We start from the raw sequence: 21,086 nt of genomic DNA on the forward strand, positions 1-21,086 counted from the left end.
GCCCCCCTGATGGTTCCGGCGCGAGGGCCACGGTACCCACCGACGGCGCGCTGCGCGAGAGGTAGCCGGCCCGCTCGCGCAGAGACCGGCCAGGAGGTGTTCAGGGGGCGCAAAGGACGCGCTCCTAGGGTGGGTGGTCCGAGTGCGTGGACCGGGTGCGTGGTCCGGGAGGGGAGGTGCGCGATGCGCAAGGCGGTGATCGCCCTCCTCGTCGCCACCCTCGTGGTCGCCGGCGGCCTCTTCGCCGCCACCCGGCTCACGATCGAGCCGGCGACCTCCGCACCTCCCCCGTGCGCCGACGCCACGGCCTCCACGGTGGCCGGGCGGGCAGTGCCGAAGGGCCCGGTCGCCGGATTCTGCGAGCCAGAGCTCGCCATGGCGGCCACCATCCTCGCGGCCGCGCGCGACCAGGGCGTCGGCCCGTACGGCGAGACGATCGGAGTGATGACGGCGATCGGCGAGTCCGGCCTCCGCAACCTCGACTACGGCGACGCGGCAGGCCCGGACAGCCGCGGGCTCTTCCAGCAACGCGACAACGGAGCCTGGGGCACCCTCGCCGACCGGATGGACCCGTACACCGCGGCGACCAACTTCTTCCGCAAGCTGGTGCGCCTCCTCGGCTGGCAGTCGATGACGCCCACCGAGGCCGCGCACGCGGTTCAGGTCAACGCCGATCCGGGCTACTACGCGCAGTACTGGGGCAGCGCGCAGGCGGTCGTCGCGGCGCTCGGCGGTTAGCGGAGGGAGGAGGAGCGACTACCGGATGTAGGAGGAGTCCGGGCCGGTCTCTCCCGAGCTCTCCAGCGGCGGGTCGCGCAGCTCGCTGAGCTCGGCGACGGCGCTCTCGATCGCGTCGAGTGCGAGCCGGAGGGGCTCGACCCAGGCAGCGCCCGCGGTCCCGGCCGACGCGGCCGACGCGAGGCTCGAGCGCGCCCTGCGGATGGCGTCTTCGGCGGTCTCCAGATTGTCCATGCCGCCATCGTCCCACCGACCGGGCCGGGCGGACATCCTGAGAGTCCGGACAGACGACGCGCCCACCGCCCCGCCCGCGTTCACCTGCACATCCCGCGGCCGGCCAGGGATGCCGGCCGCTGACACGCCCGGCGGCGGCCGCCCGCGTAACCGCGCATTCATAAACCGTTTGGTTGACCCCCCGACGAGGGGCACAGCAGTGTCTTTCCTGTGACCTCTCTTTGAGGTCCTGCGTCTTCTCGCTCCTCCACATTCGGGAAAGGTCTCGCCCCCATGCCTCGCAACATCCCCCGGCGCCTGAAATCCGGCAGGCGCCGTTTCGCGGCCCTCACGCCGCGGCAGCGCGTCCTCGCGGTCACCGCGGCGACCTGCGCGCTCGCCGTCCTCGGCGGCGGCATCGCCACCGCCTCCACCCTCGCCTTCGGCAACCAGCAGGTCGGCACCCAGTACGCCGGCGGCGAGCAGATCTCGTCCGACCAGCTTCTCCAGCCGGCAGGGAACCGCCTGATGACGCCGTTCGGCAAGCTGATGGGCTCGACCGTCAGCCCGGACGGCCACTACCTCGTCGGTACCAGCACCGACCGCTCGGTCGACCTGCAGGTCTTCGACCTCAACAGCTACAAGCCGGTCGCGGCGGCGGGCACGCTCACGGCGTCGACGTTCGCGACCGCGGCCTCCAACGCGGGCTACGGCTCGATGAAGTACCTCCCGATCGCGGACGGCACGGTCGGCCAGGAGGGCCCGGTCTTCTCCCCCGACGGCAAGTTCCTGTTCGAGCCGGTCGCGACCGGTGTCGTGCGCTACCCGTTCAACGCGGACGGCTCGCTCGGCGCCGGCACCACGATCGCCATCCCGAACTCCGCCGCCGGCCAGAAGGCGCTGACGGCGGGGATGACGTTCTCGCCCGACGGCTCGACCCTCTACGCGGCGGTCAACGGCCAGAACACGGTCGTCGCCATCGACCCGGTAGCCGGCACGATCAAGCAGACCCTCCCGGTCGGCATCGCCCCGCGTCAGCTGACGTTCGTCGGCAGCAAGCTCTATGTGGCCAACGAAGGTGGCCGCTACGCCCTCCCCGGTGAGACCACGATGGGGTCGTACGGCACGCAGGTCCCCGCCGACACCACCCTCGGCACGTCGACCACCGGCACCGTCAGCGTCATCGACACGGCGAACCCGTCGGCCGCGGTCGGCTCCATCGACGTCCAGCTCCACCCGACGTCCATGCACCTCAGCGGCACCACCCTGTACGTCGTCAACACGAACAGCGACTCCGTCTCGGTGATCGACACGCGCTCCGGCGCCGTCGTCCAGACGATCGCGACCCAGCCGTGGGCGTCGTCGAAGACCGGGTACCAGCCGACCGCCGTCACGCTGCAGGGCGACCACCTCCTGGTCTCCCTGGGCAACGCGAACGCGATCGCCGTCTACAAGGTCAACACCGCCGACCCGCGCGACCCGGCCGCCCTCATCGGGCTCCTGCCGACCGACTACTACCCCGAGAACGTCGCGGCGGTGAACGGTTCGATCGTGGTCACGAACACGCGCGGAATCGACGCCCGCGGGCCCGGGATCACCAACAACAAGGGCGCGGGAGTGCCGGTGGTGACCGGGCACGGGACGCACTCGACCACCGCGTCGCTCACGAAGTTCGTGCTCCCGAGCGACAAGCAGATCCAGAAGGCCACGGAGCAGGTGTTCGCGCAGAACGGCTGGACCGAGAACTCGCTCAAGCAGGCCGAGGGCGACCGGAGCGAGAACGCTGCATCGGTCATCCCGAAGCGCCTGGGCGACCCGTCGCCGATCAAGCACGTGTTCCTCGTCGTCAAGGAGAACCGCGGCTACGACCAGCTCTACGGCGACATGAAGCAGGGCAACGGCGACCCCTCGCTGACCCAGTTCGGGCAGACGGTGACGCCGAACCAGCACTCCCTCGCCTCCCAGTTCGGCCTGTACGACAACACCTACGACATCGGCACGAACTCGGCCGAGGGCCACAACTGGCTGATGCAGGGCGACAACACCGCCTATACCCAGACCAGCGCCGGCGAGTACGTCCGCTCCTACGACACGGAGGAGGACGTGCTGGGCCACCAGCGCAGCGGCTTCCTGTGGAACTCGGTGCAGTCCGCCGGGAAGAGCGCGAAGAACTACGGCGAGTTCGAGTACGGCGAGGGCAAGCCGGCCGGCGCGACCTGGCAGCAGTACTACTGCGCGGCCACGAGCACCATGGCCGGCGGCTCGCCCGCTCAGCTGTTCGACCCGTCCATCAAGTGGAACGCGGGTTCGGTCATCCCCTCGCTGAACGCGATCTCCGACCCGAACGCGGCGCCGTTCGACCTCGCCGTTCCGGACATCTACCGGTACGAGACCTGGAAGCAGGACTTCGAGAAGAACGGTCCGTCCAACTTCAACATGGTGTGGCTCTCCAGTGACCACACCGGAGGCACCGCGGACCCGAAGGCGATGGTCGCCGACAACGACCTCGCCCTCGGCAAGATCGTCGACGAGATCTCGCACTCCCAGTACTGGAAGGACTCCGCGATCTTCGTCGCGGAGGACGACAGCCAGGACTCCGCCGACCACGTCGACGGCCACCGTGCGCCCATCCAGGTGATCAGCCCGTACGCCGTGCACGGCAAGACCGTGAGCACGTACTACTCGCAGATCAGCATGGTCCGCACGATCGAGCAGATCCTCGGCGCGCAGCCGCTCAACCAGAAGATCGCCGCGGCGACGCCGATGCTGGACGCGTTCACGAACAAGCCGGACCTGGCGCCGTACACCGCGGTCCCCAACCAGGTCCCGCTGACGGAGGGCGTCGCGACCAAGCCCGCCTGCGGCTACGACACCCTCGGCAAGACCGGAGCGGCAGCCGACAGTGTGAACGCCCAGGCCGCGAAGGACGCCGCTGTGCCGGCCTCCGAGCAGTCGGTCGCCGCCGAGTGGCAGAAGTGGGCAGGAAAGCAGCACTTCACCGGAACGCCGGGCCACCCGGCCATCCCGGACTACGACAACCCGCTGCTGATGAACCGCTACACCTGGTACCAGACCAAGCACTGGACGTCGCCCTACCCGGGAGACGCGAAGATCTACGGTCCGAACGACGTGCCGGGCATCGCCCCGGGGTCGACGAACCACGACGACCAGTAGCCGTCGACGCGGACGCCCCTGCCCTTGCGGGCGGGGGCGTTCGTGCGTCCTAGGGGTTCTCGTAGGTCCCGTCGAGCCGCGCCCGGCCGATGACGTGACCGCTCATCGCGCGCACGACGTCCTCCAGCCCGAACGAGGCCGGGAGGTCGAGCCGTCGGTCCACGGCGAAGAGCTGGAAGACGTAGGAGTGCGGCCCGTGCGACGGCACCGGCATCGGCCCGTGCCAGCCGCGGGAGCCGAGCGACCCGCGTCCGTAGGCGATGCCGGGCGCTGCGCCCTTCCGCGCCAGGCCGCCCTCCGGCAGGCCGCCGAGCGACGGGTCGATGCCGCGCACGATGGTGTGGATCGCCGGCGTCGCCCGCGGGGCGTCCGGATCCTCCACGACCAGCACCAGCTCCTCGGTCGCCACGGGCGGCGGCGTCCACTCGAGCGCGGGAGACAGATCCTGCCCGAACAGGCGGCCGCGATACTGCGCGGGGATGGGCGCGCCGTCGGCGAAGGCCGGGCTCGTCAGCACGAACGACTCGGGAGCCTGCAGCCCGTCCCGCAGCCAGACGACCTTGTCGTGCCCGGCACGCCGATCGCGGAGTGCCCGTCCGATGGGGTTCGGCATGTGAGGGCCTTTCGACAGGGGTGGGAGGGGGTGGGATGGTCAGCCTAGAGGACGCGGATCAGATCGACGCCCAGGTCCCTGGTGTGCTGTCCAGGAGGAGGTCGCCGAGGCCAGCCGCGGCGAAGGCAGCGACGTAGTCGTCCGTGCCCTCGGTGAAGTGCGCCCAGCCCTCGGCGTGCGCGGGGAGCACGCGGGGCCGGCCCAGGATCCGCGCGGCCTCCGCCGCCTCCGCGCTGGTGAGCGTGAGGAAGCCGTCGACCAGGGGCGTGCTCGCGGCGCCGGCGAACAGGACCGCCAGCTCGATCGCGGGGAAATGTTCGGCGATCTCGGCCACGAGGCGGAGCGAGGCGTTGTCCCCGGAGATGTAGAGGGTGGGCGAGCCCTCCGCCTCCAGGACGAAACCGGTCACCGGACCGGTGGCGGCCTCCGTGCCGTCCGGCCCGTGCTGGGCGGGGACGGCGGTGACGGTCACCCCGCCGACCACGACGGAATCCCACGGCTCGAACCCCCGGCAGGCGGCGTCGAGCCGACCGGCCGCGAGCGGCGTGGTGACGACGAGCGGCACGGTGCGCAGGTACGCGCGGCCGCCGCGGTCGAGGTTGTCCGGGTGCTGGTCGTGCGAGAGCAGCACCGCGTCGACGGACCCCAGCTCGTCGGGCTGGAGGCGGGCGTCGGTGGTCTTGGTGAGGACGCGGGAGCCGACCGGGTACTCCCCCGCGCGATCGAACGTCGGGTCGACGACGAAGCGCGCGCCTCCGAACTCGATGAGGAGGCTGGGGCCGCCGAGCGAGAGGACGCGGGGGCGGCAGGGGGTGGGGGTGGTTGCGGGAGTGGTCACGACTCCATCGTAGAAACGTGGCGGGGTCGGTCAGGCCGGGAGCTCCCACAGCGAAGCAACGGGAAGGCCCCACAGCCTCTCGGAATACCGGTATCCCGTCTGGCCGGTGTTGAGAACGATCCCGGCGATGAACCGGTCACCAAGCCGGTCTCGCAGGTAACGGAGCCCGCTGAAGTGGTCGGTCTTGAACGTACTGCCGGATTTCACTTCGATGGCCAGAACCCTCCCGTCGGGGAGTTCCACCACGATGTCGACTTCGACACCACTCTTGGTTCGATAGTGGAAGAGCTCGAACTCCTCATCGGACCACGCTTGCTGCTTCAGCAATTCGCCGACGACGAAACCCTCCATCAAGCCGCCGAAGTGCTGCGCCGTCCCGTCGACGGGAGTGAGCTGAGCTTCGGTCACGCGCGCCAAGCGCGCGGCCAAGCCGGAGTCGGAAATGGTCGCCTTCGAGCGTCCCGTCTCGCGCGATGTGAGATTGGGTGTCCACGGCGGCAGCAGGTCCACGAGGAACAGCATTTCCAGCGTGTCCAGGTACGAAGCGATCGACGTGGGCGGGATGGCGGCGTCCTGAGCGAAGCGTGCCTTGACCAGTTCGCCGGACTGATTGGCCGCTATAAGACGCAGAAGACTCTTCAACCGCATCGGGTCCGTGATGTTGATCAGCTCGCGGGCGTCGCGACGGACGAGACGATCCACGTAGCCGTCGAGCCAGATGCTGCGCAACCGTGCTGTCTGATCGTAGGCATTCGGATATCCGCCCGAGACGACCATGTGCGCATAGTCATCGCGGGTCGCCTCCGATGTCAGGTCCACTTGGAGACCGCCGTCGAGCACCCCCCGCACGAAGTCCTCGCGTTTTCCGCGGAGCTCACCCTGCGAGAACGACCTCAGCGAGACCGACACCGCGCGACCGGCGAGACTGTCCGTCGCACGCCGAGAGCGGAGAAGGTCGCTGGAACCGGTCAGGATGAAGCGACCAGGGCGCCTGTTGCGGTCGATCGACGCCTTGACGGCGAGCGTGAGTTCGGGGTGACGCTGGATCTCGTCGATCACCAGCAATCCGTCAGAGTTCTGCTCGACGAAACCCGTTGGATCCTCGACTGCCGCAGCCCGCGTCTGTTCGTCGTCGAGGGTGAGAACCTGTGCGTTCTTGCCGCGCGCGAGCTGGCCCGCCAACGTGCTCTTGCCCACCTGACGGGCCCCCTGGATGACGAGGGCAGGGAAGGCCCTGGCAACGGAGTCCGCGAAGGAGAAGACGTTCCGATCGATCAGGGCCACGCCACCACACTAACAGTCGATCGTAGAAATGGCCGGAGTCCGATCGTAGAAATGGCCACCGTCTGATCGTAGAAATGGCCACCACCTCATCGTAGAAATGGCGAGTCGCGGATCGTAGAAACGGCCACCGCCGCCCTACCGTCCGACGCGCACCCTCCCCCGCTCCCGCTTCAGCCACACCACATCCCGCCCGAACGACTCCACCAGCAGCACCAGCGCCCCCGCCACCAGCACCACGCTCACCCCCGGGAGCACCCCCGTGCACGCCACGGCGAGCGCCACCCCGGCGTACGCCGTGACCACCTTCCGCCAGTACCGGTACGGCAACGGAGCACGCAGCCACGGCAGCAGCCACCCCGCCACGACGAACGCGTACCGCAGGCCGCCGATCGCGAGCACCCAGCTCCCGAGCGCCGGCGCCACGAAGACGCTGAGCACCAGCAGCAGGAAGGCGTCCACCTCCATGTCGAACCGGGCGCCGAGTTCGCTCGTGCTTCCCGTGCGCCGCGCCACCCAGCCGTCGACCGCGTCGAGCGCGAGGGCCGGGGCCACCAGGCCGACCAGCAGCGGGACGGGCACGGCCGCGCTGAACGACGCCACCACCAGTCCCGTGATCAGCCCGACCAGCGTGGAGCGCATCGAGGTGACGATGTTGGCGGGACCGAAGCGTTCCGTTCGGCGGCGCTGGAGGCCGCGGACCAGGAGGACGTTGGACACCAGGAGGTAGGCCGCGGCCGCCGCCCAGCCCGACGCGGGGAGCGGCGTCATCCGCCACTCGACGGAGAGCAGCCCGAGGAGGAGGACGAGCGCGAGGCCCGCGCCGGCCCAGCCGACCGCTGCGAGTTGAACCCTTTTCACGTGAGCCTCGTGTCTCTGGGGAACGGCACCGTGCGCTGCCGCATCTTGCCTTAACACGCAGGGTGTGCGCGGATGGTTCACAGAGGTCCGAATCCACGAGGGGCCGCCGCGAGAGGAGCTGGACGTGCTCGAAGCCACCGCCTTCTGGGTCATGGAACCCGGCGTGGGCGCCCTGCGGTCCGGGCCGCTGCGCGAGCCCCGCGACGGGGAGGTGCTCGTCCGCACGCTGCGCACGGGGGTGAGCCGCGGGACCGAGGCGACCGTGTTCGGAGGCCGGGTGCCGCCGAGCCAGTACGCGCTGATGCGGGCGCCGTGGCAGGAGGGCGACTTCCCCGCGCCGGTCAAGTACGGCTACCTGAACGTCGGCGTGGTCGAGCGGGGGCCCGACGAGCTGGTCGGGCGCACCGTGTTCACGCTGTTCCCGCACCAGTCGGCGTTCGTCGTCCCGGCGGCGGCCGTGTTCCCGGTCCCGGAGGGCGTGCCCGCCGAGCGCGCCGTGCTCGCGGGGGCGGTGGAGACCGCGGTCAACGTGCTGTGGGATGCCGCTCCGCTCCTCGGCGACCGGATCGCGGTGATCGGCGCCGGGATGATCGGCTGCTGCGTCGCGCGGCTCGCGCACGGCATCCCGGGCGTGGAGGTGACGCTGGTCGACGTCGACCCGTCGCGGCGGGAGGTCGCCGAGCGGCTGGGCGTGGCCTTCGGCGAGCCCGCCGACGCGCCGCGCGACCAGGACCTCGTCATCCACACCAGTGGATCGGAGGCGGGGCTGCGGCTCGCACTCGAGACCGTCGTCGCCGGGGGCGAGGTGATCGAGGCGAGCTGGTTCGGCGATCGTCCGGTCACGCTGATGCTCGGGGAGGACTTCCACTCCCGCCGGCTCACCCTCCGGTCGAGCCAGGTCGGCGAGGTGGCGGCGCGCCGCCACGACCGGCGCAGCACGACCGACCGGCTGGCCCTCGCGCTCGACCTGCTGCGCGACCCGGCGTTCGACGCCCTGCTGACCGGCACGTCGTCGTGGCGGGAGTTGCCGGAGGTCCTCGCAAGGCTCGCCTCCGATCCCGGCGCCGAGCTCTGCCACAGCATCGATTGGAGGGACGCCTGATGCCGTTCACGGTCACGGTTCGCGACCACCTCATGGTCGCCCACAGCTTCACCGGCGAGGCGTTCGGGCCCGCCCAGCGACTGCACGGCGCGACCTTCGTCGTGGACGCGACCTTCGGCGCCGACGAGCTGGACGCGGACGGCGTGGTGGTCGATATCGGCCGCGCGACCGCCGCGCTCGCGGAGATCACCCGCTCGCTCACCTATCGCAACCTGGACGAGGAGCCCGCGTTCGCCGGGATGAACACCACCACGGAGGTGCTCTGCCGGGCGATCGCCGACCGGCTCGCCGCCGCCGCGGCCGACGGCTCGCTCGGCCGTGACACCGGGCTGACCTCCGTCGCCGTCACCCTCCACGAGTCCCACATCGCGTGGGCGAGCTATTCGAGGCCACTGTGAGCGACGTGTTCTTCGTGGTGCCGGACAGCATCGACGACCCCATGCAGGTGAGCGGGGGCAACCGCTACGACCAGCGCGTCCGCGACGGCCTCCGGGCCGAGGGATGGGCCGTGCACATGATGCTGGTCACGGGCCGCGGCACGGGCTGGACGGCCCGCGCGCTGGCCGCGCTGCCGGAGGGCGCGCTCGCGCTGGTCGACGGACTGCTGGTGTCGCGGGAGCCGCAGGCGCTGGTCGCGCACCGGTCGCGGCTGCGGATCGTGGTGCTGGCGCACATGGTCGCGGCGCCGGCTGACGGCATGGTCGGCGACGGCGCGCTCGGCGACCGCGTCCTGGCCGCCTTGCGCTCCGCCCGCCGGATCGTCGCGACGAGCGCGTGGACCCGCTCCCAGCTCCTCGAGCAGGACGCCGCCGACCCGCACCGGATCGTGGTCGCCCACCCGGGCGTCGACCCGGCCCCCGCGACGGTGGCCTCCTCGGGCGGCGGCCGCCTGCTGTGCGTCGCCGCCATCGCCCCGCACAAGGGCCAGGACCTTCTGCTGCGCGCCCTCGCCGGCCTCGCCGACCGCGACGGCTGGACCTGCACGCTCGTCGGTTCGCTGGAGGTGGACCCCGATTTCGTCGCCGCCCTGACGGCCGTGATCGACGCGGCGGGCCTCGCCGGCCGGATCCGGTTCGCGGGCGTCCTCGAACCGCACGCGCTCTCGAAGGCGTACGCCCAGGCAGACCTCGTGGTCCTTCCGTCGCGCAGCGAGAGCTACGGGATGGCCCTCGCGGAGGCGCTCGCGCACGGGGTCCCGGTGCTCGCGACCGGCGTGGGCGGCATCCCCGAGGCGATCGCGCGGGCGGACGCGGCGATGATCGTGCCGCCGGACGACGCGTGGGCGCTGCGGGTGGTGCTGCAGCAGTGGTGGGCGAACCCGGCGCGACGGGACGCGCTGAAAGCGGCCGCGCTGGAGGCGCGGGAGGCAGGGCGGCGCTGGGAGGACACGATCGCGGTGGTCGCGTCCGCCCTGCGGGAGGCCGCGGTCGAGGGGCTGCGCACCGAGGCGGTGCCATCGTGAGCGGAGTGCTGGAGGTCAGCGCCGACTGGCTCGCGCTGCGCGAGGCGGAGGACGCCCGCGCGCGCTCGCGGCGGCTCGCGCACCTGGCGGCGGGACTCGCGGCAGGCGCGGCCGGCGACCTCCCGGCGCGCACCCGCGCTCTCACCGTCCACGACCTCGGTAGCGGAACCGGCTCGATGATGCGCTGGCTCGCTCCGCAGCTCCCCGGACCGCAGAACTGGGTCCTCCACGACTGGAACGCCGGCCTCACCGCGCGGGCGGTCGGCGCCGCACCTCCCCACGACCGAGCCGGGCGTCCGATCGCGGTCGACGCCCGCGTCACCCCGCTCGACGGGCTCACGGCCGCCGACCTCGCCGGCGCCGACCTGGTGACCGCCTCCGCCCTCCTCGACGTCGTGACCGCGCCGGAGGCGCACGCGGTCGTGGATGCGTGCGTCGGCGTCGGCGCTCCCGTGTTCCTGCCCCTCAGCGTGACCGGGGATGTGGAGGTGCGCCCCTGGGACCCGCGCGACATCCGCTTCGCCCGCGCCTTCAACGAGCACCAGCGCCGGGAGGTCGACGGTCGCCGTCTGCTCGGGCGGTTCGGCGCGCCGATCGTGCGCGGGCTCTTCGCGCGCGCCGGCTGGCACGTCCGCACGGCGCTGACGACGTGGCGGCTGGACCGTCGCGACCCGCGGCTGCTGGGCGAGTGGTTCGACGGCTGGGTCGATGCGGCAGCGGAGCAGGCACAAGTCGACCGCGACCGCTCGCTGCTGGATCAGGCCGTCGCCTATCGGGAGCTGCGCGGTGGCCAGCAGCGAAACGGCGGGCTGTCCGCGGTCGTGTACCACCTCGATGTCCTGGCGTGGCCGAGATGACCGTCCGGCTGAGCGCAGCGGAGGCGGCGCCGACGCCGACGGCGGTGTCGCACGGACTGCGCCGTGCGCTCGGTCGCCCGTGGGTGCGGATCACCCTCCGCACGCTCATTCCCGTCGCCATCCTGATCGCGATCGTCGCCCGCGTCGGCACGGGCCCCTTCCTCCGCGGGCTCCTCAGCCTCGACGGACCCACGGTGGCCGCCGCGTTCGCCCTCACCGCGCTCGCCACGGTCGCGGCCGCGTGGCGCTGGCGGCTGATCGCCGGCCGGCTCGGCGTCGGCCTCCGCTGGTCCACGGCGATCGGGGCGTACTACCGCTCCCAGTTCGTGAACACGGTGCTGCCGGGCGGCGTGGTCGGCGACGTCCAGCGCGCGGTCGACCACGGCCGACGCGCCGACCGGCTCGGCGCCGCAGCCCGGGCCGTCGCGCTGGAGCGGCTGCTCGGCCAGGCGGTGCAGGTCACGCTCGCTGTCGTCGTCCTCGCCGTCGTCGGGATGGAGTTCGAGGGCGTCCTGCTGCCGGCGCTGGGCGTCGTCCTCACGGCCGTGGTCGTCGGCGGCGCGGCCACCGCATTCGCGAGCCGGCGGGTCCGGCGGGCGCTGGCGCACGAGTGGCGGGAGGTCCGAGAGGGCCTCGGCTCGGTGTCGGTCAGCGTCCGGGCGGTCATCGCGTCCGTGATCGTCTGCGCCTGCCACCTCGGCACGTTCGCGATCGCGGCCGTCGCCGTCGGCGCGGACGTGCCGCCGCTTCGCCTGCTCGCCCTCGGGATGGTGGTGCTGATCGCGGCCTCCCTCCCCTTCACCCTCGGCGGCTGGGGTCCGCGCGAGGGCGCGGCCGGGTGGGCGTTCGCGATGGCGGGTTTCGGCGCGGCGGCCGGCCTCTCGGCGGCGACGCTGTACGGCGTGCTGGCGTTCGTGTGCTTCGCCCCGGCGGCGCTCGTCGTGCAGTCCGCGGCCGTGCTGACGAGGAGGAGGATGCGGGCATGACCGACCGACCGTATGTGACCGTGAGCTGCGCCGTCTCCCTCGACGGCTACCTCGACACCGCGCGGCCGCCCAAGCTCGCGCTCTCGAATGCCGCCGACTTCGACCGGGTCGACGACGTCCGCGCGCGGCACGACGTCATCCTCGTCGGTGCCCGCACCGTGCGCCGCGACAACCCGCGGCTGCTGGTCCGCAGCGCCGAGCGCCAGGACCGCCGGGAGGCCGCCGGGAAGTGCCGCACGCCCTGGAAGGCGACGGTGACCTCGACGGGCGACCTCGACCCCGGCGCGAACTTCTTCACCCTCGGCGACACCCTCAAGCTCGTCTACTGCCCGCGCCACCGGCACGCCCGGCTCGCCGACCTCCTCGGCGAGGCCGCCACCGTCGTGCCGCTCGGCGACGACGTGCGGATGACCGACCTGCTCGCCGACCTCGGCGAGCGCGGCGTGCGGCGCGTGATGGTGGAGGGCGGGGGCCGCACGCTGACGCAGTTCCTCGCGAACGGGTTGGCCGACGAGCTGCATCTCGCCGTGGCGCCGTTCTTCGTCGGGGACGAGAACGCGCCGCGGTTCGTCGGCGAGGGCGCCTACCCGTGGACGAGCGACAGCCGTGCGGCTCTCGTCGAGGCGCGCCCGATCGGGGATGTCGTGCTGCTTCGCTACGCACTGTCGGACCGGTTCGGGGGCTTCCCGTGACCCGCCCGCACCGGGACCGCAGCGTCTGGCGGGTCGTCGCGACCGTCCTCGCGGCCCTCATCGTCTTCCTCGCCTCCCTCGCACCCGGCCTGATCGCCTCCGACTCGGCGCTCGCCCTGCTGCGCGTCCCCCTCGAGTGCATCCTTGCCCTGGCGGCCATGATCCTGCTCCCGTGGCGGTGGGCACGCCGCACCCTGGCGGTGCTCGTGGCCCTGCTGCTCGTGCTCGCGGCGATCATCGCCGCGCTCGACCGCGTGTTCGTGGCTACGGTCGGCCGGCCGTTCGACGTGGTGTCGGGCTGGTCTGAGCTAGTGGACGGCTACGGCGTGGTCCGCGACTCCACCGGGACCCCGGGAGCGATCGGCATCCTGGCGCTCGTCGGCGTGCTCGCGGTCGCGGCCGTCGTCGCGATCGCCGCGGCGCTGCTGCGCCTGGCGCGCGTCCTCACCCGGCGGCGCCGGCCGAGCCTGATCGCGGCGTCCGCCGTCACAGCCGGCTGGCTGGTCCTCGCGCTCGTCGGCGTGCAACTCGTGGCCGGTGAGCCGGTCGCCGCGGCGGACGGCCTCTCGGCCGCGGCCTCCTCCGTCGACCAGGTGCAGGTCGCCGCCCACGACCAAGCGGTCCTCGACCGCGCGGCGGCCAGCGACCCGTACGCGGCGCTCCCGGCCTCGGACCTGCTCACCGGGCTGAAGGGCAAGGACGTCGTCATCGCCTTCGTGGAGAGCTACGGGCAGGTGGCCGTGCAGGGCACCTCCTTCTCGCCGGGGGTGGACGCCGTCCTCCGCAGCGGGAACGCCGCCCTCGCGGCGCACGGCTACACCGAGCGCAGCGCGTTCCTGACCTCGTCCACCTTCGGCGGCATCAGCTGGCTCGCCCACTCGACGCTGCAGAGCGGGCTGTGGATCGACTCCCAGCGGCGCTACGACCAGGTCACCGCCGGCACCCGGTTCACGCTCGCCGCCGCCTTCCGCAAAGCGGGCTGGCGGACCGTCAGCGACGTGCCGTCGGACTCGGCGCCGTGGCCGGTCGGGACCTCGTTCTACCACTACGAGCAGGAGCTCAACGCCACGAATGTCGGCTACAAGGGCCCGATCTTCAGCTACGCGCAGGTGCCCGATCAGTACACCTGGGCGTACTTCCAGCAGCACGAGCTCACCGTGCCGCACCAGCCCCTGATGGCGGAGATCGACCTCGTCTCGTCGCACACCCCGTGGACACCACTGCCGAAGCTGCTGCCCTGGGACCAGCTCGGCGACGGCTCGGTCTACGACCCGCAGCCGGCGGAGGGCCTCCCGCCGAGCGTGGTGTGGCAGGACCCGCGGCACGTCCAGCAGCTCTACGGTGAGTCGATCCAGTACACGATGGGCGCGCTGACCTCGTTCCTGACCACCTTCGACGACCCGAACCTCGTGCTCGTCGTGCTCGGCGACCACCAGCCGGCGACGATCGTCAGCGGGCCGGGCGCGAACCACGACGTCCCGATCAGCATCATCGCCAAGGACCCGGCCGTCACCCAGCGGATCGCGTCGTGGGGCTGGCAGCCCGGGCTGCTGCCGTCCGCCACCGCACCCGTGTGGCGCATGGACGCCTTCCGCGACCGCTTCCTGACCGCCTACGGCCCCTGAGCGCCGCGTCATTCGTCACGGATCGCGTCACGCCTCGGGGACGCGGGGAAGGAGCGGCGCGCCACCAGGATGACGACGAGCCCCCCGACCACCAGCGCCGCCCCCGCGAACGGCAGCCACCCGAGCCCCGGCCCGGCGAGCACGGCTGCGCCGACCGCCGCGCCCCCGCCGATCCCGATGTTGGCGGTCGAGTTGACGAGCGCGCCGATGACCTCCGGGGTCGCACCGCGGGTGCGGATCGCCGCCGTCTGGAACACCGACGCCACACCGCCGAAACCCGCGCCCCACAGCACTGCCGCCGCCAGCACCCCGGCGAGCGCCGGGAACGCGATCCCGACCCCGACCAGTCCGACCGTCACCGCCCCGAGCAGCGTCAGCACGGTCGCCCGCGGCCGCCGGTCGAGGGTGGCCGCGGCGAACCAGGTCCCGAGGAGCCCGACCGCGCCGATCCCGAGCAGCACCGGGCCGACACCCGCGGCCGGGAGCCCGGTCGCGAGCAGGATCACCGAAACGAACGTGTAGACGGTGAACTGCCCCAGGTAGACGACGGCGTTCGTGGTCGACACGATCCCGAGCCGCACGCGGCGAGCGCCGGCGCCCTCCCCCGTATGCCCGGTGCCGCCTCCTCGGACCGCCGGCAGCAGCGCCGCGACGACGACGACCGTGATCGCGCACACCCCGGCGAGCACCCCGAACGCCGCACGCCAGCCGAGCGCCGTGCCGAGGGAGGTCGACAACGGCACCCCCAGCACGAACCCGGCCGCGGCTCCGGCGGTGACCAGCGCGAGCGCCCGTCCGGTGAAGGCGGGAGCCACCAGCCGGGACGCGTACCCGATGCTGACCGAGAAGAACAGCGCGTGCGCGATCCCGCCGAACGCGCGTCCCGCCGCCAGCACGCCGAAGTCCGGCGCGACCGCGGCGACGAGGTTGCTCACGGTGTACGCCACGAGGGTCGCCTGGAGCAGTCCCTTTCGCGAGAACCGGGAGGTCGACAGCGTCAGCGGCACCGCCAGCACGGCGACCATGAACGCGTAGACGGTGACCAGCAGGCCGGTGACCGAGTCGGACACCCCCATGTCGCTCCCGATCGCCGGCAGCAACCCGACCGGCAGCATCTCGGTCGTCACCGCGAGGAAGGTGGCCAACGTCAGCGCGACGAGGCCGCCCGCCGCCTCGCGCACCGTGCCGGGGCTCCAGTCCGACGCGTGAGGCATGGTTGCGATGCTAGCCCTGCGCCGCCCGAATTGAACCGATACCGAGCCCCGTTCGTGTTCCCCGTGAGGCCTTCAGCGGTGGAGGCCAGGAGACGGAAGCGGGGAGTGCCATGAGCAACCACAGCATTCAGAGCAGCCAAGGCATTCACAGCAGTCAGGGGTCCTTGTGGCTGATGCGCATCCTGAGCGCGATCGTGCTCGTGCTGATCGGCGGGATCCACCTGTTCCTGATCTTCGACGGTGTCGGCGGCCTGCTGGGCGTGCTGTTCGTCCTCAACTCCATCGCGGCCATCGTGCTGGCGATCGGGATGCTGGTGCTGCGCGGCGCGTGGCTGCGGCTCGCCACCACGCTCAGCCTGCTGTTCGTGATCGCCAGCCTGGCCTCCCTGCTGCTCGCGCTGACCGTCGGCCTCTTCGGCATCCGGGAGGTGTGGACGTTCACCCTCGTCCCGGAGACCGTCATCATCGAGGCGATCGGCATCGTGGTGCTGGCCATCACGTCGGGGGTCGCGTTCCGGAGGCCGCGGGTGGCGTGAGGGCGCCTCCGCCGCTCCCCGGACTACCATCGCCCCGGGACTACCATCGCCACCGACGCGCGCCCTCCCCGTCGACGCGCACCGGAATGGAGCGACATGGCCGACCTGACCCTCACCCGAGCCGACGCCACCCTGAGCTACGACGTGACAGGCGACGGCCCCACCGTGCTGCAGGCGCACGGCCTCACCGCCAGCCGTGAGGCCGACCTGGAGCTGCTCGACCTGCGTCCGCTCGCGGCGCGCGGCCGCCGCCTCGTCCGCTACGACGCCGCGGGCCACGGCCGCTCGGCCGGACCGGACGATCCCGAACGCTACCGCTGGACGGCGCTCGCCGACGACCTGCTGGCCGTGCTCGACGCTGTGGGCCAGACCGAGCCGGTGGACGCCGTGGGCATCTCGATGGGGACCGGCACGATCCTCACCGCGGCCGTGCGGCATCCCGAGCGCTTCCGCCGCCTCGTGCTCGGCCTGCCGCCGACCGCGTGGGAGACGCGCGCCGCCCAGGCCGGGATCTACCGGCAGATGGCCGACCTGCTGGAGGCGCAGGGCTGGGACGCGCTCATGGACCTGATGGCGGCCTCCACACTGACCGTGCCGCCCGTGCTGGCCGAGCGCGGCGTCGCCCCGGCGCCGCAGTTGCAGGCCGCCACCGCGCCCGCCGTGCTGCGCGGTGCGGCGCTGTCCGACCTGCCGAGCCCGGAGCTGATCGCGACGCTGCGGATGCCGGTGCTGCTGCTTCCGTGGGCCGGGGATCCCGGCCACCCGCTGTCGACCGCCGAGCGGCTGCACGGGCTGATCCCGGGTTCGGAGCTGTTCGTCGCCGAGACCGCCGCCGACGCGGACACCTGGCCCGAGCGGGTGGAGGCGTTCCTCGGGTGAACAGAGAGCGACCAGCAGGTGACGAGCCGGGCGAATAGCGGCCGAATCGGTTGACTCGCCGCGCCTGTCCGGATACCGTCTCACGACGTGAGCCGCCCACCGTTGACCCGCACCGCCGTATGGATGCGCGAGCGCGCCTGCGTGCCGCTGGTCAGGGTCGAAGCGTGGGCGGTGTCCGCCACGGCGCCGGTCGCCCAGCTCGCCACCGCCCGGCGGGGTACGCGCCGGCGCACGCGTCGCGCGGCCTGACACGATCGCACCAGCGGTCGGAGCCGCGCGGTTCGGCCTCGCCCCCTCCGGGGTTCGGGGCTAGGTTCGTCGCATGCGGAAGATCGTGGTCTACGAACTCGTCTCCCTCGACGGCGTGGCGGAGGGTCCGGACGCCTTCATCCCGGACTGGGACGAGGACATGGACGCGAACCTCGGCGCCGTGATCGCGACCCAGGACGACGTCATCCTCGGTCGCCGCAGCTTCGACGAGTGGTCGCGGTACTGGCCGAACAGCGACATCCAGCCGTTCTCGGACTTCATCAACTCGGTGACCAAGCACGTCGCGACGTCGGCGCCGCTCGAGCCCGCGTGGCCGGGGGCGTCGGCGATCGAGGGCGACGTCGTGGAGTTCGCGCGGCGGCTCAAGGAGGGCGACGGTGGGGACATCGGCGTGCACGCCAGCATCTCGGTCGCCCGGGCGCTGCTCGCCGGCGGCGTCGTGGACGAGCTGCGGCTCGTGATCGCGCCCGCGGTCGCGGACGGCGGCCGGCGTCTGCTGGAGGGCGTCCCTGCGCAGCGGTTCGAGACGATCTCCTCCGCGGTGTCGTCCACCGGCTATCTGCTCGCCGGCTACCGCGTCCTCCGCTGACCCGCCCCGACCCGCCGAGGGGTCACGCGGCGAGGTGGAAGGTGGCGGCGAAGCGGGTGAGCAGCGTGCGGGGGCCTTCGAGCACCTCCACCACGCCGGCGTCGATGGCGTCATCCGGCGTGAGCTCGCCGGAGATGAGCCGCCGGATGTCCGGCCCGCTCGCGAACGCCAGGTCGGCCGGCCCGTCGCCGCGGGTCACGGCCAGTTGCGGCCCCGCCACACGGATAAGGAGGCCGTCGTCCCCGAACCGCGCGCCGTAGGCCGTCGCCGGGAGCTCGGCGGCGACCTGCGGCCGGAACGCGGTGCGCAGCGAGATGGTCATGGCGTCCGGGGTGATGATCTGCTCAGCCCGCGGTTCCCCCAGCGCCTTGAAACCCCAGGCGCCGAGCGCGAGCACGACCGGTTCGAGCTCCCGCCCGTACGGGGTGAGCTCGTAGAGGACGATGCGGGAGCGCGGCGCCCGGCGGATGATGCCGGCCGCCTGCAGCTCCTTGAGCCGCGCCGCCAGGATGTTGCTCGGGATGCGCGGGAGCCCCGCCGCGAGCTCGCCGTAGCGGCGCGGCCCGACGAGCAGGTCGCGGACGATCAGCAGGGCCCAGCGCTCCCCCACCAGCTCCAGGGCCTGGGTGATCCCGTCGTACTGCCCGTAGTCGCGTGCGACCATCGGCCCTCAGGCCTGCTGGCTCAGGTACGCCTCGGGACCCTGCTGCGCCGCGACGGGGTCCATCCAGCCGAACTCGAGGATGTTGCCGTCCGGGTCGGCGAGCTGCCGCTGGTACATGAAGCCGTAGTCGGCGGCGGGACGCTCCTCCACGCCGCCCGCGGCGATCCCGTCGGCCACAGTCGCGTCGACGAGCTCGCGGCTGTCGAGCATGATCGCGGTCGACGCGGACACGGTCTTCGACGGCTCGCCGACCGGGCGGTCGGAGAAGGTCTGGAAGAACTCGCGCGTGACGATCATGAAGTAGTTGTGGTCCTCGTCGACGACGACGCACGCGGCGTTGTGGTCGGTGAAGAGCGGGTTGATGGTGAACCCGACGGCCTCGTAGAACGCCTTGGCGCGCTCCAGGTCGGTCACCGGCAGGTTGACGAACATCATGGACATCGTGGTCTCCCTTTTCGTGGTCCGGTCTTGTCGAGGTCGATACTTGCAAAAAACAAGTGGGTTAGTCAAGGGGTGAGTTCGAGAAACGCGACGGGAGTCCCTCAGCAGCCTCGTGGTAGGTTTGACCCTGTTGCGCCCCGGGACTATTCGATCTGATCGGACTCCCGGGGCTTCTTGCGTCTCATAGGGTCAAGCGATGGATCCGCACACGATTCCGGCCTTCGCCGCATCCCTGAGCGAGCCGCGATTCCGCCGGTATCTCAACCGCTACGACGGCCGTCGCCAGATGGCGATCCGGCTCTACGCCTGGAACATCGAAATCTCATCCGCCTTCTGGGGGCCGATCGGCGTGCTCGAGGTCATGCTGCGGAACCGCATCCACGATGCCTTGCGCTCGGGGCGTTCCGACGCCTGGTGGTACGACGGCGTCAATCTGGCACACCGGGAGGCGGCGGGCCTGCAAGCGACGATCAATCGCCTCTTCTCTCGAACGGGACACGAGCCCACCCCTGACGAGGTGGTCGGTGCGTCCACCTTCGGATTCTGGGTCGGCCTCACCGGACCAGGCGTCCCTCGTGATCGGCTCTTCAGCTACGAGACCGCCCTCTGGCAGCCGCGGCTGAGGCACGCGTTCGCGAATCTGGGCGGAGCGAGCCGCAAGGAGCTCCATGCTCAGCTCGACGGCATCAGGAAGTTCCGCAACCGGATCGCGCACCACGAGCCGATCTACAACATGAATCTGACGAGCATGCGCGACAAGATCGTCCAGTGCGCGAGCTTTATCGACGGCGACGTCTCGCGTTACATCGCGCGAAGCCACCGGATCGACGACGCTTTCGCCCGGCAGCGGGCGGTCGTCGCCTCCGGAAGCTGCGTCATCTAGACGCCCCCTACTCCGTCAACCGCCGCACCGTCAGCGCCTGCTCCGCGAACCCCACCGCCCCGTCGCGGTCGTGCAGCACCGATCGCGTGATCCCGAGCCCCGTCGTGCCGAACACCACCTCCGTGTCGAGCCCGAGCCACTCGCCGGACGGCGCCCGGTGGAGGTGGATGGTGAGGTCGACGTTGGGGAACATCCACCGGGTGGGGTGCTCGCGCACGGCCACCCCGTTGGCCGTGTCGACCAGCGTGATCCACGCCGTGACCGGGTCGACCACGACGCCTTCGATGAGCTCGCAGCCCGTCGACAGCCAGACCGTCGCGCGGCCGGCCTCCGGGGAGTGGACGGCGCGGGTGTCGAGGGAGGCCACGTAGCCGCCCTGCCACGCGTCCATCATCGACCACGGCGTCGCCGTCTCGGGCGACGGCAGCGGCCCGGCGGCGCCACCGGCGACCTCGGCGGTGTCGAACGACGACAGCAGCCACGCGCGCGCCTTGACCGCGGTGCGGCCGTGGATGACGGCGGTCGCCTCCACCAGCTCGATCGTGCGGCCCGGGCGGATCGTCTCCACCGACAGCTCGACCTCGTCCAGCGCCAGGAAGCCGAGGATGTCGAAGCTGATCCGGGCGAGCTGGAGTGCCGGGCCGCCGGGGTTCGCGGCGTGGCGGAGGATCGCGTGCGTGATCAGACCGCCCAGCGGGCTGAAGTGCATCTCGTCGTCCGCCCACGCGCCGCCGGCGTGCGGGGTGGGGGTGAAGACGTTCTCGCTCTTCTGGACGAAGTAGGCGGCGGGGACGGAGGTGTCGGCATTCATCCTCCCCAACGTAGGCGCAGGAGGGCCTCCCGAGCGACACTAGGGCGTATGAGCAGACACGAACGCGAGCGGGAGGCCGCCGCCGAAGCCCAGCAGCGGGCGCAGGCGGAGGCCGCGATCGACGCGACGGAGACCGACGACACCGAGGTGGACGCCGACGAGACGCTGGAGTCGGAGGAGGAGCCGGGCTAGGCCGCCGTCAGCCGGCGTGCCCCTGCAGCGCGTACACGGTCCAGGCCGACGCGGCGACCACCGACATCGCGACGACAGGAAGTGAGGGGTCCTGCGTACCCGAAACGCAGGACCCCTCGACGGGCGCCCTGCACCCGAAAATGCAGGAGCCCGTCGGGCGGAGGG

General features: G+C 71.9%; 24 protein-coding genes. 15 read left to right on the forward strand and 9 right to left on the reverse strand.

From position 1 onward, the window contains the following. The first annotated feature begins 183 nt into the window (after nt 1–183). The gene (locus tag ABIA36_RS06225) at nt 184–738 is read left to right on the forward strand and encodes a hypothetical protein (protein ID WP_369961412.1); all 555 of its coding nucleotides are present in this window, start codon (nt 184–186) and stop codon (nt 736–738) included. Between the two features lie 18 nt (nt 739–756). Here the strand turns inward: ABIA36_RS06225 and ABIA36_RS06230 are convergent, their stop codons facing one another. Continuing rightward, nucleotides 757–972 (reverse strand): hypothetical protein, encoded by a 216-nt coding sequence (locus tag ABIA36_RS06230; protein WP_369961413.1) that lies wholly within the window; start codon nt 970–972, stop codon nt 757–759. A 273-nt stretch (nt 973–1,245) separates the two neighbouring features. Here ABIA36_RS06230 and ABIA36_RS06235 point away from each other — a divergent pair, with 273 nt between their 5' ends. Beyond that, nucleotides 1,246–4,125 (forward strand): alkaline phosphatase family protein, encoded by a 2,880-nt coding sequence (locus ABIA36_RS06235; protein ID WP_369961414.1) that lies wholly within the window; start codon nt 1,246–1,248, stop codon nt 4,123–4,125. Nucleotides 4,126–4,174: 49 nt separating this feature from the next. Here the strand turns inward: ABIA36_RS06235 and ABIA36_RS06240 are convergent, their stop codons facing one another. From ABIA36_RS06240 to ABIA36_RS06255, 4 genes are all read right to left on the reverse strand, one after another. Next, the gene (locus ABIA36_RS06240) at nt 4,175–4,738 is read right to left on the reverse strand and encodes a YbhB/YbcL family Raf kinase inhibitor-like protein (RefSeq protein WP_369961415.1); all 564 of its coding nucleotides are present in this window, start codon (nt 4,736–4,738) and stop codon (nt 4,175–4,177) included. A 58-nt stretch (nt 4,739–4,796) separates the two neighbouring features. After that, on the reverse strand, nt 4,797–5,576 hold the full coding sequence (locus ABIA36_RS06245; protein ID WP_369961416.1) for an MBL fold metallo-hydrolase: 780 nt from the start codon (nt 5,574–5,576) through the stop codon (nt 4,797–4,799). A 30-nt stretch (nt 5,577–5,606) separates the two neighbouring features. After that, on the reverse strand, nt 5,607–6,860 hold the full coding sequence (locus ABIA36_RS06250) for an ATP-binding protein (protein WP_369961417.1): 1,254 nt from the start codon (nt 6,858–6,860) through the stop codon (nt 5,607–5,609). Between the two features lie 135 nt (nt 6,861–6,995). Beyond that, complete coding sequence (locus ABIA36_RS06255) at nt 6,996–7,718, reverse strand: CDP-alcohol phosphatidyltransferase family protein (RefSeq protein ID WP_369961418.1); 723 nt, start codon at nt 7,716–7,718, stop codon at nt 6,996–6,998. A 124-nt stretch (nt 7,719–7,842) separates the two neighbouring features. Between ABIA36_RS06255 and ABIA36_RS06260 the strand changes: the two genes are divergently transcribed. From ABIA36_RS06260 to ABIA36_RS06290, 7 genes are read left to right on the forward strand one after another with little or no spacing between them, the layout of a single operon-like run. After that, the gene (locus ABIA36_RS06260) at nt 7,843–8,820 is read left to right on the forward strand and encodes a zinc-binding alcohol dehydrogenase (RefSeq protein WP_369961419.1); all 978 of its coding nucleotides are present in this window, start codon (nt 7,843–7,845) and stop codon (nt 8,818–8,820) included. Continuing rightward, the gene (locus tag ABIA36_RS06265) at nt 8,820–9,218 is read left to right on the forward strand and encodes a 6-pyruvoyl tetrahydropterin synthase family protein (protein ID WP_369961420.1); all 399 of its coding nucleotides are present in this window, start codon (nt 8,820–8,822) and stop codon (nt 9,216–9,218) included. The genes ABIA36_RS06260 and ABIA36_RS06265 overlap by 1 nt, the downstream gene beginning before the upstream one ends. Continuing rightward, entirely contained in the window at nt 9,191–10,282 is a 1,092-nt protein-coding gene (locus ABIA36_RS06270; RefSeq protein WP_369961421.1) for a glycosyltransferase family 4 protein, read from the forward strand. The genes ABIA36_RS06265 and ABIA36_RS06270 overlap by 28 nt, the downstream gene beginning before the upstream one ends. Next, on the forward strand, nt 10,279–11,139 hold the full coding sequence (locus ABIA36_RS06275; RefSeq protein WP_369961422.1) for an SAM-dependent methyltransferase: 861 nt from the start codon (nt 10,279–10,281) through the stop codon (nt 11,137–11,139). Before ABIA36_RS06270 ends, ABIA36_RS06275 begins: the two co-directional genes overlap by 4 nt. Continuing rightward, nucleotides 11,136–12,125, forward strand: a complete 990-nt coding sequence (locus tag ABIA36_RS06280) for a lysylphosphatidylglycerol synthase transmembrane domain-containing protein (protein ID WP_369962086.1) — start codon at nt 11,136–11,138, stop codon at nt 12,123–12,125. The genes ABIA36_RS06275 and ABIA36_RS06280 overlap by 4 nt, the downstream gene beginning before the upstream one ends. After that, complete coding sequence (locus ABIA36_RS06285; RefSeq protein ID WP_369961423.1) at nt 12,122–12,817, forward strand: RibD family protein; 696 nt, start codon at nt 12,122–12,124, stop codon at nt 12,815–12,817. The genes ABIA36_RS06280 and ABIA36_RS06285 overlap by 4 nt, the downstream gene beginning before the upstream one ends. Further along, nucleotides 12,814–14,442 (forward strand): CDP-alcohol phosphatidyltransferase, encoded by a 1,629-nt coding sequence (locus ABIA36_RS06290; RefSeq protein WP_369961424.1) that lies wholly within the window; start codon nt 12,814–12,816, stop codon nt 14,440–14,442. Before ABIA36_RS06285 ends, ABIA36_RS06290 begins: the two co-directional genes overlap by 4 nt. An 8-nt stretch (nt 14,443–14,450) precedes the next feature. On the opposite strand, the gene ABIA36_RS06295 is transcribed toward ABIA36_RS06290, so the two are convergent. After that, nucleotides 14,451–15,656 carry an MFS transporter gene (locus tag ABIA36_RS06295; RefSeq protein WP_369961425.1) on the reverse strand — a complete coding sequence of 402 codons (1,206 nt, stop codon included), beginning with the start codon at nt 15,654–15,656 and terminating at the stop codon, nt 14,451–14,453. Between the two features lie 173 nt (nt 15,657–15,829). Here ABIA36_RS06295 and ABIA36_RS06300 point away from each other — a divergent pair, with 173 nt between their 5' ends. From ABIA36_RS06300 to ABIA36_RS06315, 4 genes are all read left to right on the forward strand, one after another. Further along, nucleotides 15,830–16,192, forward strand: coding sequence for a hypothetical protein (locus tag ABIA36_RS06300; RefSeq protein WP_369961426.1), 363 nt, complete (start codon nt 15,830–15,832; stop codon nt 16,190–16,192). 96 nt (nt 16,193–16,288) lie between these two features. After that, the gene (locus tag ABIA36_RS06305; protein ID WP_369961427.1) at nt 16,289–17,071 is read left to right on the forward strand and encodes an alpha/beta fold hydrolase; all 783 of its coding nucleotides are present in this window, start codon (nt 16,289–16,291) and stop codon (nt 17,069–17,071) included. An 87-nt stretch (nt 17,072–17,158) separates the two neighbouring features. Beyond that, nucleotides 17,159–17,320: a hypothetical protein gene (locus ABIA36_RS06310; RefSeq protein ID WP_369961428.1), complete on the forward strand. Its 162-nt coding sequence runs from the start codon at nt 17,159–17,161 to the stop codon at nt 17,318–17,320. Nucleotides 17,321–17,393: 73 nt separating this feature from the next. Then, nucleotides 17,394–17,930: a dihydrofolate reductase family protein gene (locus tag ABIA36_RS06315; protein WP_369961429.1), complete on the forward strand. Its 537-nt coding sequence runs from the start codon at nt 17,394–17,396 to the stop codon at nt 17,928–17,930. A 22-nt stretch (nt 17,931–17,952) separates the two neighbouring features. Here the strand turns inward: ABIA36_RS06315 and ABIA36_RS06320 are convergent, their stop codons facing one another. Beyond that, the gene (locus ABIA36_RS06320) at nt 17,953–18,594 is read right to left on the reverse strand and encodes a winged helix-turn-helix transcriptional regulator (RefSeq protein WP_369961430.1); all 642 of its coding nucleotides are present in this window, start codon (nt 18,592–18,594) and stop codon (nt 17,953–17,955) included. Nucleotides 18,595–18,600: 6 nt separating this feature from the next. Next, nucleotides 18,601–19,035: a VOC family protein gene (locus tag ABIA36_RS06325; RefSeq protein WP_369961431.1), complete on the reverse strand. Its 435-nt coding sequence runs from the start codon at nt 19,033–19,035 to the stop codon at nt 18,601–18,603. Nucleotides 19,036–19,231: 196 nt separating this feature from the next. On the opposite strand from ABIA36_RS06325, the gene ABIA36_RS06330 reads away from it, so the two are divergent. Beyond that, a complete protein-coding gene (locus ABIA36_RS06330; RefSeq protein WP_369961432.1) occupies nt 19,232–19,918 on the forward strand; it encodes a hypothetical protein in 687 nt (228 codons plus the stop codon). 7 nt (nt 19,919–19,925) lie between these two features. Here ABIA36_RS06330 and ABIA36_RS06335 read toward each other — a convergent pair whose 3' ends face one another. Next, nucleotides 19,926–20,729, reverse strand: coding sequence for a thioesterase family protein (locus ABIA36_RS06335; protein WP_369961433.1), 804 nt, complete (start codon nt 20,727–20,729; stop codon nt 19,926–19,928). A gap of 48 nt (nt 20,730–20,777) precedes the next feature. On the opposite strand from ABIA36_RS06335, the gene ABIA36_RS06340 reads away from it, so the two are divergent. Then, nucleotides 20,778–20,921 carry a hypothetical protein gene (locus ABIA36_RS06340; RefSeq protein ID WP_369961434.1) on the forward strand — a complete coding sequence of 48 codons (144 nt, stop codon included), beginning with the start codon at nt 20,778–20,780 and terminating at the stop codon, nt 20,919–20,921. Nucleotides 20,922–21,086: the final 165 nt, after the last annotated feature.

It is taken from the genome of Leifsonia sp. EB34 (genome assembly GCF_041260585.1).
Classification (GTDB): domain Bacteria; phylum Actinomycetota; class Actinomycetes; order Actinomycetales; family Microbacteriaceae; genus Leifsonia.